The 15537-nt window shown below is 54.3% G+C and carries 17 protein-coding genes; 3 read left to right on the forward strand and 14 right to left on the reverse strand.

Going from position 1 to position 15537, the window contains the following annotated elements:
• Nucleotides 1–3: 3 nt before the first annotated feature.
• From WCK51_05235 to rlmN, 5 genes are all read right to left on the reverse strand, one after another.
• Entirely contained in the window at nt 4–1116 is a 1113-nt protein-coding gene (locus WCK51_05235) for an LptF/LptG family permease (GenBank protein MEI7576276.1), read from the reverse strand.
• Nucleotides 1103–1867: an LPS export ABC transporter ATP-binding protein gene (gene lptB / locus WCK51_05240; protein ID MEI7576277.1), complete on the reverse strand. Its 765-nt coding sequence runs from the start codon at nt 1865–1867 to the stop codon at nt 1103–1105. Before lptB ends, WCK51_05235 begins: the two co-directional genes overlap by 14 nt.
• Entirely contained in the window at nt 1864–2670 is an 807-nt protein-coding gene (locus tag WCK51_05245; protein MEI7576278.1) for a hypothetical protein, read from the reverse strand. The genes lptB and WCK51_05245 overlap by 4 nt, the downstream gene beginning before the upstream one ends.
• Complete coding sequence (locus WCK51_05250; protein MEI7576279.1) at nt 2667–3095, reverse strand: hypothetical protein; 429 nt, start codon at nt 3093–3095, stop codon at nt 2667–2669. The genes WCK51_05245 and WCK51_05250 overlap by 4 nt, the downstream gene beginning before the upstream one ends.
• A 119-nt stretch (nt 3096–3214) precedes the next feature.
• Nucleotides 3215–4300: a 23S rRNA (adenine(2503)-C(2))-methyltransferase RlmN gene (gene rlmN / locus WCK51_05255; protein MEI7576280.1), complete on the reverse strand. Its 1086-nt coding sequence runs from the start codon at nt 4298–4300 to the stop codon at nt 3215–3217.
• Between the two features lie 81 nt (nt 4301–4381).
• Between rlmN and WCK51_05260 the strand changes: the two genes are divergently transcribed.
• Both WCK51_05260 and WCK51_05265 read left to right on the forward strand, forming a co-directional pair.
• Nucleotides 4382–5554: a trypsin-like peptidase domain-containing protein gene (locus WCK51_05260; GenBank protein ID MEI7576281.1), complete on the forward strand. Its 1173-nt coding sequence runs from the start codon at nt 4382–4384 to the stop codon at nt 5552–5554.
• 105 nt (nt 5555–5659) lie between these two features.
• Nucleotides 5660–7276, forward strand: a complete 1617-nt coding sequence (locus WCK51_05265; protein ID MEI7576282.1) for an AAA family ATPase — start codon at nt 5660–5662, stop codon at nt 7274–7276.
• Between the two features lie 50 nt (nt 7277–7326).
• Here the strand turns inward: WCK51_05265 and jag are convergent, their stop codons facing one another.
• The 9 genes from jag to gap form a co-directional block, all read right to left on the reverse strand.
• Nucleotides 7327–8205, reverse strand: a complete 879-nt coding sequence (gene jag, locus WCK51_05270; protein ID MEI7576283.1) for an RNA-binding cell elongation regulator Jag/EloR — start codon at nt 8203–8205, stop codon at nt 7327–7329.
• Between the two features lie 9 nt (nt 8206–8214).
• Nucleotides 8215–9612, reverse strand: a complete 1398-nt coding sequence (locus tag WCK51_05275) for a YidC/Oxa1 family membrane protein insertase (GenBank protein MEI7576284.1) — start codon at nt 9610–9612, stop codon at nt 8215–8217.
• A 20-nt stretch (nt 9613–9632) separates the two neighbouring features.
• On the reverse strand, nt 9633–9842 hold the full coding sequence (gene yidD / locus WCK51_05280; protein MEI7576285.1) for a membrane protein insertion efficiency factor YidD: 210 nt from the start codon (nt 9840–9842) through the stop codon (nt 9633–9635).
• 289 nt (nt 9843–10131) lie between these two features.
• Complete coding sequence (gene rpmH / locus WCK51_05285) at nt 10132–10266, reverse strand: 50S ribosomal protein L34 (GenBank protein ID MEI7576286.1); 135 nt, start codon at nt 10264–10266, stop codon at nt 10132–10134.
• A gap of 61 nt (nt 10267–10327) precedes the next feature.
• Entirely contained in the window at nt 10328–10765 is a 438-nt protein-coding gene (locus tag WCK51_05290; GenBank protein ID MEI7576287.1) for a hypothetical protein, read from the reverse strand.
• A 31-nt stretch (nt 10766–10796) separates the two neighbouring features.
• Nucleotides 10797–11126 carry a TfoX/Sxy family protein gene (locus WCK51_05295; GenBank protein MEI7576288.1) on the reverse strand — a complete coding sequence of 110 codons (330 nt, stop codon included), beginning with the start codon at nt 11124–11126 and terminating at the stop codon, nt 10797–10799.
• Entirely contained in the window at nt 11126–12511 is a 1386-nt protein-coding gene (gene leuC / locus WCK51_05300) for a 3-isopropylmalate dehydratase large subunit (GenBank protein MEI7576289.1), read from the reverse strand. The genes WCK51_05295 and leuC overlap by 1 nt, the downstream gene beginning before the upstream one ends.
• A gap of 18 nt (nt 12512–12529) precedes the next feature.
• Nucleotides 12530–13621 carry a peptidoglycan DD-metalloendopeptidase family protein gene (locus WCK51_05305; GenBank protein MEI7576290.1) on the reverse strand — a complete coding sequence of 364 codons (1092 nt, stop codon included), beginning with the start codon at nt 13619–13621 and terminating at the stop codon, nt 12530–12532.
• Nucleotides 13622–13807: 186 nt separating this feature from the next.
• A complete protein-coding gene (gene gap / locus WCK51_05310) occupies nt 13808–14818 on the reverse strand; it encodes a type I glyceraldehyde-3-phosphate dehydrogenase (GenBank protein MEI7576291.1) in 1011 nt (336 codons plus the stop codon).
• A 104-nt stretch (nt 14819–14922) separates the two neighbouring features.
• On the opposite strand from gap, the gene WCK51_05315 reads away from it, so the two are divergent.
• Nucleotides 14923–15531 (forward strand): hypothetical protein, encoded by a 609-nt coding sequence (locus WCK51_05315; GenBank protein MEI7576292.1) that lies wholly within the window; start codon nt 14923–14925, stop codon nt 15529–15531.
• The last annotated feature ends 6 nt before the right edge of the window (nt 15532–15537 follow it).

Below are 15537 nucleotides of genomic sequence, written 5' to 3' on the forward strand. Positions count from 1 at the left end.
TGCTTAAGCGTTGTTCCTCCGCCACATGATTAGACCAGCGATTCCCAGACCCAGCGCCAACGGGGTAAATGCTGCCGCCATCGGAGGAATCACGCCGCCCATTGCCCACTGGTTCATAAACCGAGCAATGGTTTGGTAGGTGAACATGATGATAATCGCGAGCGCGAAGCCGGCTCCGGTGCCCGCACGGTGACTTCTAATACCAAGAGTAGCACCAAGAACGCCAAAAACAAACGCGGCGAGGGGAATAGCGAGTTTGTTCCAGAGCCAATATTCTCTATCTCGAACTTCGGCCGGGAGTAATGAGTTAGTGATCTTGGCCTTTGCTATTTGCTCGCGGAGCTCACCAGAGGTGAAGTAGTCGGGATTCTTGATCTTCTGCGCGACGATTTCTTCGGGGGTAGCAGCGATCTGGGGTAGCTGTCCCGGCCAGATGCCTTCTTTGAAGTCAGTTCGGTCGCGCCCATCGGTGCTGATCAACTTGCTAGCGCCGATGATGCGCCAATCTTTGCGGTCGTTAAATCGAAGCTGGTCGGCGAACATCGTAAAGGTCGGCTTTCGCTCTTTGTCCCATCCGATGATGGTCACATTGGTCAGGGTTCGATTCTCAAGCGAGAAGTCGAGGGCCTGGATGGTAAGCGTCACCTCTCCGTTTTCCTCTTGAACATTGAATGTGGGTTGCTTGGACTGACTCGATGCGACTTTTGAGGCCTCTTGGATAAGGCTTTCAGCCTGCTTTGTAGCGTAGGGGACGAGTGTGTCGTTGAGGATGTAGGTGACGCAGGCGACGAACAGGGTGAAGATTCCCACCGGAACCATGATCCTGTACATGCTCGCGCCTCCCGCTCGAAGAGCAACGATTTCAGAGTCGTTTGAAAGGCGTCCGAAGGCCAGCAGAGAACCCAATAGGGTCGCCATCGCGAAGGTGTTGATGAGCGTGGGCGGGACAACGAGGAGGGTAATTTTGGCGACGAGAGCGGGGGAGGCTCCGCCGACTATCAGGTTTGTGATCTTGTCGAGCGAGGTAGCCGCAAGCAACAAGGTAGAAAACATCGCGACCCCCATGAGCCAGGGGCCGAAAAGTTCGGAGATGATGAGGCGATCAACCTTTTTCATCGGGTTTGTCGTCTTTGTAGTCTTCCGAAAGGTCGTCGCTGAGCTGGTTTCCGAGGTAGTGCTTGCGAACCATCGGGTCTTCGGCGACCTGTTTGCGGTCGCCCTCAGCGACGATCTGGCCGTCGATGAGAATGTAGTTTCGGTCGGTGATTCGCAGTGTAGCGGCGACGTTGTGGTCGGTGATCAGGATCCCGATGCCGCGCTCTTTGAGGCGGAACAGAATGTTCTGAATCTCTTCGATGGTGACTGGATCGATACCGGTGAACGGCTCGTCAAGGAGGATGAATTTGGGCTCAGTCGCCATCGCTCTTGCGATTTCGACTCGGCGACGCTCTCCACCCGAGAGAACCCCGGCTTGCGCGTCGAGAATGTGGTTAATGTGAAGCTCGTCGGCGAGCTCCTTGACTTTGTCTTGCTGCTCTTTGCGACTCTTTCCAGCGAGCTCAAGAACGAGTAACAAGTTGTCTCGAACCGAGAGTTTGCGGAAGACCGAGGTCTCCTGGGGCAAGTATCCGACGCCGGAACGGGCCCGCTTGTACATTGGCCATTTGGTGATGTCTTTATCGTCTAGCGAGACTTTGCCGCCGTTTGGCTTCACCAAGCCGACCGTCATGTAGAACGACGTTGTTTTACCGGCTCCGTTGGGACCTAGCAGGCCGACAATTTCGCCTGTGGAGACTGAGAAGGTGACGCCCCGCACAACTGTGCGGCCCTTGTATCGCTTCTGCAGGTTCTCGGCGGTGATCTTCAAACTGGAGTGTTACCCTTCTTTTTGATCTTGGTGACAATCTTGTCCGGTTTCTCGCTGTTCATGCGGACGTTGGTGACTTCGCCTTTAGCGTTTAGAGTAAGTTTCACGCTTTGGGCACCGGTGACCTCAGCAGAATCCTCATCCTCCGGACCCTTTTGGTCGAAGTAGATGTTTCCGCTGAGCAGCATTTCAGCTCCTTCTCCCTTCTTTTCGTAGGCCATTCGGTCGGCTTTGGCGGTGATATTGGCTTTGCCCTTTTCGGAGACGCTGACACCTTTGTAGACGAGGGGCCCGTCAACTTTGAGCACCTGGAGCGCGGATTCATCTTTAGCGACTTTGCGTTTGAATGTCGCTTCGACCTTTGCCGCTGTTAGGTCAGCGTTTCCGGCTTTATCAGTAGTGGCAAGGAAGTCCAGTTTGACGTCTCCTCGGAGGACGGCTCTGGCTAAGGAGGAGTCAATAAGGTCGTAGTCCATCTCGTTGCCAGTGATCTTGAGGTTGCCGTTCTTCTCGACCTTCGAGATAGCGACGTCTCCTCGGACGCGGACATGGTTGGCGACGGTTCCCCTGTCCTCATTTTGTAGGTCGCCCAAAATCTGCTGGCCAGTCATGATGATTTGGTCGGTTTTAGAGTCGAGGCGAACGTTGCCGGTGACCTCAAACTTCTTGGCGAGTTCCACCCAGCCACTCTTGCCCGAGATCGATAGTTTTGGATCGACCTTTGGGCTACGGTAGGTGAAGCCGGTTTGGGACAGAATCAGTGCCGCCAGTCCACAGCCGATCACAAGTGCGAGTGCTTTCATTTCTTAAAAAACTTCTCCGATGTTCCGACCTTATCTAGTATCGCCTTTCCGGCTTTGTCGGTGTGAGATGAAGCGAATAGAACATCCATCGGGCCGACAACTGCGTCAATGCTCTCAAAGCTGGCCTTGCTCTCAAAAGTGACCTTACCCATCGCTTTGTAGAGGCTTTTCACGCCGTCAAACTCCACTCGGTCCGCAAGCATCGTCCCGTTCGATGCAATGATCTTCACCTTCCCCTTGAGAATCAGACGGTTGACTTTGTTGTCGGCTTCGGCGGTGTCGGCTTCAAACTCACTAGCGATCTTCTCGTTCTCGTAGGTTTCGCCTTTGACCCCACTCATATTGCCCACCTTGGCCGCATCGGTCGCCACGACTTCGGCGGCTTTCCAGGTGATCCGCCACATCTTTTCGTTCTTCTCACTCAAATGGGTGGACTCACCTGCGGCAGTCGCGACAGCAATCGGCTCGGCTGGCTTTGGCTTCTGCTTCTCCTCGGGCTTGTTCGCTTCTGGTTTCGGTGAGCCACAGGCGAGCAGTAACGCGCTTAAGGAGCAAGCGGCAGCGATTTTAATGGCTCCCCCTTGGCTCGGTTGGCGAATTTGCCTTTGTGTTGTCCGGCGAGTTGTCCGCAAGCCGCGGCGATATCGTGGCCGCGCTCGACGCGCTGCGTGACGTTCACTCCGGCATTTTGGAGGATGCCCCGAAATGTGCGAATTCTCTCATTCGAAGGTCGTGAGAAACCCTGACCGGTGTCGACCCAGTTGAACGGAATGAGGTTGACAACGTTTGGCATTCCCTTGAGAAGCGGGATGAGTGCGCGGGCCTGTTCCGGAGTGTCATTGACCTCGTTGATGAGCAGGTACTCAAACGTAACCTTGCGTCCGGTAGCAGCTTGATAATCGCGCATTGCGCCGACGACTTCGCGTACTGGCCACTTGTGATTGACAGGCATGAGCTTGTCGCGTACTTCGTCGAGGGGTGAGTGGAGACTGAGCGCTAGGTGGATTGGGAGCTTTTCTTTGGCTAGCTCACGGATCTGGGGAACGAGACCGACGGTCGACACGGTGATGTGGCGGTAGCTAAGACCCACTTCATCGTGAAGGATTCGCATCGCCTTCAAGAGGTTTTTGAGGTTGAGTAAGGGTTCGCCCATGCCCATGAATACGACGTGTGAGATGCGCTCTTTAGTCAGCCGCTGGAGCATCAGATACTGCCCAACAATCTCACCGGCGGTCAAGTTCCGGTCAAATCCCCCAAGGCCGGTCGCACAGAACGTGCAGCCCATTGGGCAGCCAACCTGGCTACTGAGGCAACACGAGACACGGCCCTCGTACGGAAGCAGAACGCACTCATACACTTGGTGGTCCCCGTTGTGAACAAGGAGTTTGTCGACGCCGTCGGTTGAAGTTTTATGAGTTGCGACTTCGAGAGGTTGAACCTGAAAGTTCTCAGTGAGGTCAGCGCGCAGGTCGGTGGGAAGGTCCAGCATGGCTTCGAACGAGTCGACTGCACGTTTGTAAAGGTGACCCGCGATTTGTTTTGAGCGGAGTTTTGCGTTCGCTCGTTCCCCGAGGAGGTTTTGAATTTCACTGCAAGTGTTGCCAACCAGACAAGTGTTTTTCGCCTCCATAGTTATAGAAGTGTACTTGGTTCAACCTGGGTCTTTCGGGAACACGGGAACTCAGCACATTTTCTGACGTTTATTACTGATATGAAACGAACAACGTTCATCGCAACTCTGGCGGCTTGTTTTGTAGGCGTTCTTGGCGCACTCCAAGTTGACCGAATGGTGACGGCTCGCAATAAGCCGGACGACATCTTTGCTGAGTCGAAGCCGTTCTTTGGCTCGTTACGCCAAGTTAAGGCTGAGCCCTTAGCTCAGCCGGCATTTGACTTCCGAGAAGCGGCGAAGCGGGTGATGCCCAGCGTTGTTTCGGTGGATCGGTTCGACAAAGTTCGAGGCTTTTTTGAGCAGCAAGCTTCGGAGCGTGAGACGGGTCAGGGAAGTGGAGTGATTGTTAGCCAAGACGGCGTCATTGTCACCAATAATCACGTTGTTGAAGCCCAAGCAATGGGACGACGTGGACAAGCAGTTTCGCCAAGAGTCCAAGTTCGACTGTTTGACGGTCGAAAGGTAGAGGCGAAGATCCTTGGTACGGATCCCCGCAGTGACCTAGCGGTGCTCAAGATTGATGCGCAGAATCTTCAACCAATTGATTTAGGCTCGAGTTCGAACCTTGAAGTTGGCGAGTGGGTGATGGCAGTCGGCAATCCGCTCGGATTTGACAACACGGTATCGGTCGGTGTCGTTAGCTCGAAAAAGAGAAACTTGCCAGTTGGTGAGAACGGGCTGGTCGAAGGAATCCAGACTGACGCAGCAATCAACCCAGGAAACTCCGGCGGAGCGCTATGCAATGCTCAGGGGCAACTGATCGGAATTAACTCCGCCATTGCTTCGGGAACGGGTCAATCGGTGGGAATCGGATTCGCCATCCCAATCGATCGGGCTAAGAAGATTGTCAACGACATCGTGAAGTACGGTGCTCCACGCTACGCCGGGCTCGGAGTGAGCTACGTCGGAAACATTGCTGGTCAGTTGGATAATCCTTGGGTACGACAAGAGGTTGCGGACTATCTCAAGCGCGAGGACTTTCCGAGCCATGGCCTCTTACTCAATCAGGTCGGTGGTCCAGCCGCTTCGGCCGGCATCAAGGCGAACGACTTCTTGCTTGAGATTGACGGACAAAAGGTCGAAACTACGTTCGACCTGAACAAGGTGATTCTCACCAAGAACATCGGTGACAAGGTGAAGGTCAAGTTTTGGCAAGCAGGGCAAACAAAAGAAGTCACGATTGCCTTAACAGAAATTAAACCTACAATCTAAAATCTCTTAACCGAGCGGTGCAAAAACACCGCAATACGCGTCTCGAAATTAACCAACGGCTCCTCAACCAATCTTGATTGAGGGGCCGTTGTACATTGAACTAAAATGGCTAGACATTCGGAAGGAATTGTCGAATTTCTCAACGTTCTCCCCAGCATCGTGCGCCAGCGCATCGAAGACAATGGGATTCATGGTTTGATCGAAGTGGTGCTCGACTACGGGCGTCCGGCAGAAGCGCGGTTTATCGACCGTGTTGAACGCTTCCCGGACATCATGGTCGGCGAGCACGACATGGAGTTCGTGGCTAAACAGCTCGGCGAGTTTGGCACCGATAACCGAGCGGGCATCGAACGCACACTTCACCGGATTTCGGCGATTCGAAATCGCCATCACAAGATAGTGGGACTCACGTGCCGTGTCGGGCGAGCGATGGAAGGGACCATTGACATTATTGACGACATCGTCCGCTCAGGGCAGTCAATTCTCATTCTCGGAAAGCCGGGAGTAGGAAAGACAACAAAGCTTCGCGAGGTCGCTCGAGTCCTTGCTGATGAAGTGATGAAGCGGGTTGTCATCGTTGATACATCTAACGAGATTGCCGGCGACGGCGACGTTCCGCACCCTGGGATCGGCTTTGCGAGAAGGATGCAAGTTCGCATCGCCGAAGAGCAGTACAAGATCATGATCGAGGCAGTGGAGAACCATATGCCGGAGGTGATCATCATCGACGAAATCGGGAATGAGGCCGAGGCTCATGCCGCTCGAACGATTGCCGAGCGCGGTGTGCAGTTGATTGGCACAGCCCATGGCCAGACGCTCGAGAATTTGATGCTCAATCCGTCATTGGCCGACTTGATCGGCGGAATTCAGGCCGTCACCTTGTCAGACGCCGAAGCCCAGCGCCGGGGAACTCAGAAGACGGTTTTGGAGCGAAAAGCTCCGCCAACGTTTGATGTGATTGTCGAGCTTTTGGATTACGACCGGCTCGCGGTGCATCACAACGTTCAGAAGACGGTAGACATGATTCTTCGCGGAGTTCCACCTCGCCCTGAAATTCGGGTACGGACGAGTCAAGGTGAAGTTGAAGTTGTGCAGGAGGAGCAGACTGCCGAGATTGCTGATCCCGCATTTAACCAGCGATTCCCGGCGTTAGCGAGAGCCTCGAGAGCTAAGGAGAACAATCCTAGCGGTCCGGCTGCACCAAAGGACGTAGAAATCGCTCGTCCTCCGGAATCGACGGTTGTCGTCAAGATTTTTCCCTACGGAATCGCCCGAACTCGGCTCGAAAGGGCAATCCGAGAGAAGCGAGCCCCGGCGATCGTGACTTCGGATATCGAAGGAGCTGACGCAGTGATGGCGATCCGCTCGACTTATCAGAACAAGCCGCGCAAGATCAAAGAGATGGCGGGGAAGAATGTTCGGACAGTCGTTGTTCGGTCGAACACCTTCGCAAACATTGCGACCGCGCTTGAGGAGCTGATCAAGAACCCAGGTGAGGCTGGCTCGCCGCAACAGTTGAAGATGGACGAAAAGGCTCTGGCCGAGGTTCAGGCAGGGATCGATACCGTGCTTTCCAGCAACAAGCCATTCGAGCTGACGCCTCAATCAGCGACGGTTCGCAAGGCTCAGTTCCAGATTATTGAGTCGCGGCGGCTGGCTTCGGAGGCGGTAGGCGAGGATCCGAACCGAAGGGTCCGGATTTTGCCAGTGAAGATGGCGTAAACAAAAAGGGCGAGCAGTTGATTGCTCGCCCTATTCGATCGGTTGCTTGATCAGTCGATCGGAGCGATGACGACTCGGCGATCTGGCTCTTCGCCTTCGCTGTAGGTAGTCACGCCTTCGATCTCTTGAAGAGCCTTGTGGATCACTCGTCGCTCGAATGCGGGGAGGGCTTCCAGGACGGCTTCTTCGCCGCGCTCTTTCACCTTGTCGGCGATTTTCTCGGCGAGTGCGGTGAGGGACTCAGCGCGCTTCTTGCGGTAGTCGTTGCCGTCGAGGGTAACGCGAACTCCGTTGCCGAGCTGTTGCTTGGCGATGAGGTTGATAAGGTACTGAAGCGAGTTCAGTACTTCGCCATTCTTGCCCACCAGGTAGCCAGCTTCCTTTCCATCGATGGAGAGGTTGATGTACTTGCCCTGGAGTTCGCCGACAACAATCTCGGCTTCCAGGCCAGATTGCTTCGCCAGCAGTTCAAGGATGTCGCCGAGTTTGGCGGCATCTTCAGGAGTAGCGGCAATTTCGGGGCCGTTGTCCTCTTCTTGCTCAGCGACTGGAGCTGCTTCTGCCGCTGGAGCCTCGGCGGCAACCGGAGCTGGAGCTTCGTCGGCCTTCTTCTTTGCGCCGAGCTTCTTCGGAGCAGCGGCTTTCTTCTCTTCGGCTGCTGGGGCGGCTGGAGCTTCTTCCGCAGGAGCGGCTTCGGCTTTCTTTGCCTTGGCCGGAGCCTTCTTCTTTTCTTCTGCCGGAGCGGCTGGAGCAGCGGCGGCAGGAGCGTCTGGGGCTTCAGCCTTTACTTTGTATGAGACTTTGCCAAAGAGTTTTTTGGACTCTTCGATAACGGTGATCTTTACTTGATCGGCGGAGACGCCTAGTTGTTCGGCAGCAGTAGTGGCGGCTTCGTCGAGGTTTTTAACGGTCAGTTCAATGGATGGCATTGTTGATCCTTACTTTTTTGGTTTGTGTTGTTGTGGCTTACCGGTCTTCGTTGACGTTTTGATGTCGGTTTTGCCACCGGGTTTGGTGTTTTTGGGGGTCGCTTCCGATGTGCTGCCCGGAGCAGGTGGCGTCATATTTTTGAGCCACTTGCCAAACGGCGTATCGTTAGGGACTGCTCCCCCATGAATCGTGTTCACCTTTTGCAAAGGAGGTAGCGGCAGGCGGTAGGCCCTGAGCGACTGGAAGGTCGCCAGGATGTTGGTAAACGTCCAGTAAAGGACGAAGCCGCTGACCACCGGGAATGCGCCGGTGAACATGAAGACTGTGAACATCACGGAGATGCCAATTCCCATCAGCCGCATCTGTTTAACTTGGCTGGGGTCACTCACCGGGGTGAGAAATTGGGAAATGACCATCGTGATTCCGTAGATGATGATGAGGATGGCGTCTTGCGCTCCTAGATTTGGAGCGATGAAACCGTTGGTTGCTTTGCTCGTCGCTTCGTTGATCCAGAGGAAGTTGCCCTTCTGAAACTCGAATTGGTATAGCAGCATGCACTGATAAACGCTAAGGAATAAAGGCATCTGGACGAATGCGGGAACACAGCCGGCCATCGGGTTGAGGCCATATTCCTTATAGAGCTCCATTGTTTTGATCTGGAGTTGCTGAGCGTCGTTCCCGTATTTCTCCTTCAGATCCTTGGTGAGCGGTGCCAGTTGGCTCATCATGCGCGAGTGCATGATTGTCTTCTGGGTGAAAGGGAATACGATGAGCCGGACGACGAGCGCGAGGAGGAACGCGCCGAACGCATAGCTGAACGAGGGAACTGCTCCAGTCATGTGCACCAGTCCGTCGATCATCTGATAGCCGAAGGGGATGAATCCCCAGATGAGCTCGTGCTTGTTGCGTTCGCTGATGGTGTCGCGAAGGGTGAAGAAGAGTTGTTGGCCGCTTGCAGTTTGCGGAACGGCTGGGAATCTTGAATCAGGAGCCGAGGTGAATGTCTTTCCGCTCCACTCAGGAGTGTCCTTAAGTTTCTTTTCGAATGGCCAAAGCGTCTGGAACGCAGTCCTAAGTCGTTGAGTCTCGTTCCGCATGAGACCTGCACGGAATTCGGTATTTGCGACTAGGATCGCTGCTTCGTGCTTCTTATCATCGGCTTCGGCTTGGGTCAGCTTTTTCTCGTTGACCGCTTTGTCAAGCAGGCCCTCGTACTTGCCTTTCAGGCTGGCCGCTGTGACATCTTTGGTCTCAATGTTTGCTTTCTGAAGATCCTTGTAAACCTGCTCGAAAGTCGTTTTATCGACAGGTTGGTTCTTCTGCATCACGATGAGCAGAACTAACGAACCGAGCCAGAGAACCCAAAATGTTGGGGGGAGTTTCTTTCCTGGTTGAGCTTTAGCCATAAAAACTTTCTTTTGACCGTTTACGGAACGGGGTCATGTCCGCCGGGAGTCCAGGGTCCGCACCTTGCGATCCGCTTTGCCCCCATCCAGCTTCCTTTCAGAAGCCCGTATTTTTCAATTGCTTGAAGGGTGTAGTTAGAGCAGCTGGGGGTGAATCTGCAGGTCGGTGGTTTCCAAGCGGTTCCGCGTTGGTAGCACCGGATCATGAAGATGCCGAAGCGTCGTCCCATACTCTCTTCACTAAATTCGCCATATCCGCACTGAGCGTTGCAAAGTCGGCATCTTTTGCTTTGATTCCAATCACAATCACCCAGTCTTGTTGCGGGTTGGTGGTTAGCGATTGAAGAGCGGCTTTGACTCTGCGTTTCTGGTAGTTGCGAGGTGGTTTCTCGCCCAGTTTGCGGCTTGTGGCAATCCCGACAAGTCCGGTTCCTTCGTGGGTAATTAACGTTAAAAAGTCGCCACGGTAGCGGCGACCTTCGTTAAAAACTTTGTCAAACCGGTTCTTGTTTGGACCTTTTATGCGCTGAGTTTGTGGCGACCCTTAGCTCGGCGTCGCGCGAGGACGTTCTGACCATCGGTGGTCTTCATGCGGATGCGAAAACCGTGGGTTTTGCTCCGTTTGCGGTTATTTGGCTGAAAAGTTCGCTTCATTTTGCGGCCTTCATTCGTCTCGGAATGAACTTTGGATTGTACCTGATGGAAAGTCGGGAAGTCAGGCTTTTGCCTTTACTCCAGCTTTGGCGAGCTTGGATTCCGTTTTTTGAAGTGTCTGCTGCATCTCAGTGAATTTCTTTGTATCGACTCCGGTGAGCTGCTTGAGAACCTGGGGATCGAGCAGGGACATCAGGTTGATCGCAGATCTCATCCGCCAGAGCTCGGTGATGAGCTTCTTCTTTTCGTCCATCGTCTTGGCGATGTCGCCCTTCTCAACTCGCTTGGCAAAGTCCGTTAGGGATTTCTGAACACCCTTGTAGTAGTTTGGAGCCTGCTTGATGGTCTTTTCGGCAAACGGTCTTCCTTCCTTCTCAGCGCGCTTCCACATCCCAACCGCCCAATCGATCCCCTTATCGACAATGTTTCCCTCGTCTTTCTTCTGTGCAAAGGCAAGGATCGGGAGAAGGCATATGAGAATGCAAATTCCTTTTCGCATGGCTACAATATCTTGGACGTGACCCGGACGTTTAGGGTTTCGACTTCTTAGGCTTCGGTGCCGGAAGTGATGCAGCTGAATCCGACACGACGGTTGTCAGCCAAGCCCGATCTGCCCAGCGCTGCTCTGGAACAATGAAACTCGGCTTCGCGCCAGGATACGGCGGAGCTTCGTCGAAACCTTGGACGTGCACAGCCAGGCCAGCTGAAGGCTTCAGGAACAGCAGGTCATCGCAGATCAGACCGACAATTTTGCCTGTTACCCAGATCCCGTATTCGCCGAACATTGGCTTCACTACAACGCCATCCACACCCGAAAGGGCATCTCGTACGGCCTCGGCGAACTCAGGTCGGGTTGCCATCAGATCATCTCTCTCGGATCAGCAAATGATCCCTTGATCGCGGTCGCCGCTGCCGTGCTTGGAGAAACCAAGTGGGTTCGCGAACCGGGACCTTGGCGACCTTCGTAGGGTCGGTTAGAAGTCGAGGCTGAACGCTCTCCAGGGCGAAGAATATCGCCGTTCATGCCCAGACACATCGAGCAGCCCGCCATGTGCCACTCAAAACCAGCCGCCTTGAAAATCTCGCCGAGCCCTTCTTTCTCGGCCTGCTCTTTGACTGCCTCGCTACCCGGAACGACCATTGCCCGAACTCCATGTGCCACCCGGCGACCACGCACCACCGACGCGGCTTCGCGCAAATCTTCGATTCGCGAGTTTGTGCAGGAGCCAATAAAGACCGTGTTCACTCGCTGATCGGACATGGCGTCACCTGGCTTCAATCCCATGTATTTCAATGCTCGTTCCTCAGCCGCATCGCGAGGCGCTGGAATCATTCCGTCCACGTCCACCGTCATAGCCGGAGTGGTGCCCCAGGTGACTTGAGGCTTAAGGCCGCTCGCATCCAAAACCTCGTGCCGATCAAAAGCCGATTCGTCATCCGTGCGCAGGTCAGCGCACGAAGCCACCATCGCGTCAAAGTCTGCTCCTTTAGGAGCAAACGGGCGATTCTCGGCGGAGATGTAATCGAACGTGACTTGGTCGGGAGCGATCAGCCCCGCCCGGGCACCCATCTCGATGGACATATTGCAGATGGTCATTCGCCCGCTCATGGGCAACTTCGAGATTGCCGAGCCATAGTATTCAGCCACATAACCGGTGCCGCCACTCGCCCCAAGCTTGCGGATGATGGCGAGAATGACATCCTTCGCCGTTACTCCTAAGCCAAGCTCGCCATCAATCCGGATCCCAAGCGACTTGCCCTTCCCTGGAGTCCGCAAGGTCTGGGTTGCCAATACGTGCTCGACTTCCGTCGTCCCGATACCGAATGCCAATGCTCCAAAGGCACCATGCGTCGAAGTGTGGCTATCGCCGCAAACAATCGTCAAGCCGGGAAGAGTGATTCCGAGCTGCGGACCAATGACGTGAACAATCCCCTGTTTCGCGTGTCCGTAGCCGAACAGTGGCACCCCAAACTCCGCGGCGTTGCGAGCCAATGCCGCGAGCTGCTTGCCGCTCAAAGAGGACTCATCAATCGCCCGTCCATCGGTCGGAACGTTGTGATCAACCGTAGCAAATGTCAAATCGGGTCGCCGAACCTTACGCCCTTGCTCGCGCAAGCCGTCAAAAGCCTGAGGAGAGGTGACTTCGTGGACAAGGTGTCGGTCAATGTAGATCAGGGTTCCCCCGCCCGGAAGATCGGCCACCACATGCCGATCCCAAACCTTGTCGAAAAGCGTCTTTGCCACGCCTTTATTCTACTAGGATCACAGGTAGTCGGCGGGATCGACCTGCTTTCCGTTGACGCGCACCTCGAAGTGGAGGTGGGGCCCGGTGGACATTCCTGATGAACCGACTTCGCCGACTTTGTATCCGGCTCCAATTCGATCTCCGACTTCAACATTGAGCTGAGACAGGTGAGCGTAAGCGGTTTCAAATCCCGCTCGGTGTTCGATCACAACGATGTTTCCGAATCCGGTAGCTTGACCTGAGAAGACCACTCGACCGGCGGCGGCAGCATTGACTCGCGTTCCGTAAGGACCCGCAAAGTCGATTCCCTTGTGCATCCGTTCTTCTTGCAAAATCGGGTGCATCCGCATTCCAAATGCGCTTGTTTGGCGAGTATCGATTGGTCGCAAGAGCGGTGCTCTTCGAGTGGGTGGCTCGTCTTCTGGCTCACCTTGGGCAGACACAACACGAATCTCGGCCTGAATATGCTTTTCGTCCCGCTCGCACTTGGCAATTTTTGTTTTTAAGAATTCAATCTGTTCGCTGACTTCATCTTTTGGATCCCGATCAACATCCTCGGGTTCAGCTGCTTTATCAGCGATTCGCTTGGGAGCGAGTGGCTTTGCTGCCCCTACAATAGAGCGGAATGAGTCAATGCTGGGTAGCCGATCAATTGCTTCCTCCACATCAGCGAGTGTGAGAACGGCTCTTTTGCCAATCAAAAGCTCTGCCAGCAGTTTGATTTCCCCTTCGACAAGCTGTTGATGAAGTCTTCGACGAAGGGAATCGATGTTTGAAGGCGTTGGTTTGAGCACTCTATCCGCAAGCTGTTGGACCTCCGGGCGCACTCGCTCCGAGTAGCGGATGGCTTCATCTTCCGACGCATAGACTTTGACAAATGATTTTTGCTCACTGAGACGCTTCTGCTCGGACTGAAGGAGCTGTAACTTGCTCGTCGCAAGTGTTTTCGCTGCTCGGACGCTTCGGAGCCCCGCTTTCAACCTGTCGAGGCTCTTATACTTTCCCTTGTTTGCGCTCACGGATGTTACAGAGCCGAGGCACAAGACCATCGCCATCGCTACAGCAAGTAGCGATGAACCTTTCCGACCCGAATCCCCCAATTCCCTCATGCTTTATCCGAGCCGTGACGAAACGCCACGTCGGCCTTGTTGAGTTAGTTCCTGAAGTGAGATATTGACTAGCTAGCACAGCTACTGGGTTTGGCGAAACAGCTTCAAGCAAAAAGAAAATCGGCAGCTCCAGCACATAGAATGCGAAAGCTGCCGATTGTGGTTGTCGGAGTGTTTGGAGCGGACTTAGAGGCCAGCTTTGGCGACGAAATCTACGATGTCGGCGATTCGGCAGCTGTAGCCCCACTCGTTGTCGTACCAACTAACCACCTTGCACATATTGCCGATGGTGATGGTGTCAACTGCGCTGAAGATCGAGCTGTGGGTATCGCCACGCAGGTCGGTGGAAACGAGTTGCTCATCGGAGTAGCGGAGAATGCCCTTCATCGGGCCGTCTGCGTACTCCTTCATTGCGGCGTTGATCTCGGCAACGCTGGCTTCTTTGAGCAAGACAGCGGTGAAGTCAACCACTGAAACGGTCGGAGTTGGGACGCGGAAGGCCATTCCGGTGAACTTGCCTACCAGCTCAGGGATGACCAATCCAACGGCTCGTGCAGCTCCGGTGGACGAAGGAACGATGTTCTGCGAAGCGGCTCGGGCGTCCCGCCAGTCTTTGCTCGCAGTGTCCTGGGTGCGCTGGGAGTTGGTAAAAGCGTGAACCGTGGTGAGCAATCCCTTGTCGATACCGAACTTTTCGTGAAGGACCTTGGCGACCGGAGCGAGGCCGTTGGTGGTGCAGGAAGCGTTCGAAATGACGTGGTGCTTCGCTGGGTCGTACTTGTCCTGGTTGACGCCGAGAACGATCGTGATGTCCTCGTTCTTTGCCGGAGCCGAGATGATGACCTTCTTGACGCCGTGGTTACGGTGGTTGACGGCAAGGGTTGCGTCAGTGAAGAATCCGGTGGATTCGATGACGATGTCAACGCCAGCAGAGTCCCAAGGGATGTTCGCCGGATCCTTTTCGGCAAAAACCGTGATCGGCTTTCCGTTGACGATGATGTTCTTTTCGTCGGTGGATACGGTGCCGTTGAAATTGCCGTAGGTGCTGTCGTACTTCAGCAAATGGGCATTTGTGGCAGTATCCGTCAGATCGTTGACGGCAACAACTTCGATGTTGTCTCCATGACGCTCAAGGATGGTTCGAAGAGAGAGACGACCGATTCGTCCAAAGCCGTTAATTCCGACGCGCACTGGCATAGTAGCGAGTTTACTCAGACTAGCTATCAGCCGTCTTGACTATCGTTCTTTAGAGGCTGACATTCCGTCCAAAGCTTAAACGAGAGCCGTACAATATGGGACAGATGTTGGTCTCAACCTTGCTACCCGTGATCATTGCGACGGCGTCAGTCACTTTCAAATTGATGTGGAGAATTGAGAATTCGGAGTCGCCGTTTTATAGCATCTCCAGTGTTTCAAAGAGTGGAAGTCTTTACGGGCTCGAAGGCTACTCCAGCCTCCACGATGGGTGGACCCAGCCGGTTTGGTATCAATCTGGAAAGCGAGTTAAACAGGCGTTCTCCATTCCGGCGTGTTCGCTTCCATCTGGACAGCCCATTTCGAAAAACGACCAACTGTTCAAGGACTTTCCGACCGGTGGGCCCACCGATTGCACCTGGGCCGTTTCGGGACGACGCTACTCTCTCAAACCGGGGGTTGATATTTGCCAGCTGACCTATGAGGGCGGAGCCCAAAACTTTTCACAGGTGGTTGTACAAGTCAGTCGAAGAAAGGCCAAACAACTTTCCTCGGTGGTACCTGGCCTGAAAGAGTTCGCCACCGCCAACATCATCCACATCGACCGTAAAGGATGGATGGTGGTTGGGGGATTCAAGGGATCCTTCTATTCAAGCGACAACTTGTATCACATCGGCGCGATTGGAGAGCAGCTCTACTGGATCTCGTTCAACTAGAAGTCG

This window comes from Armatimonadota bacterium (genome assembly GCA_037138755.1).
Taxonomy (GTDB): Bacteria; Armatimonadota; Fimbriimonadia; order Fimbriimonadales; family Fimbriimonadaceae; genus Fimbriimonas.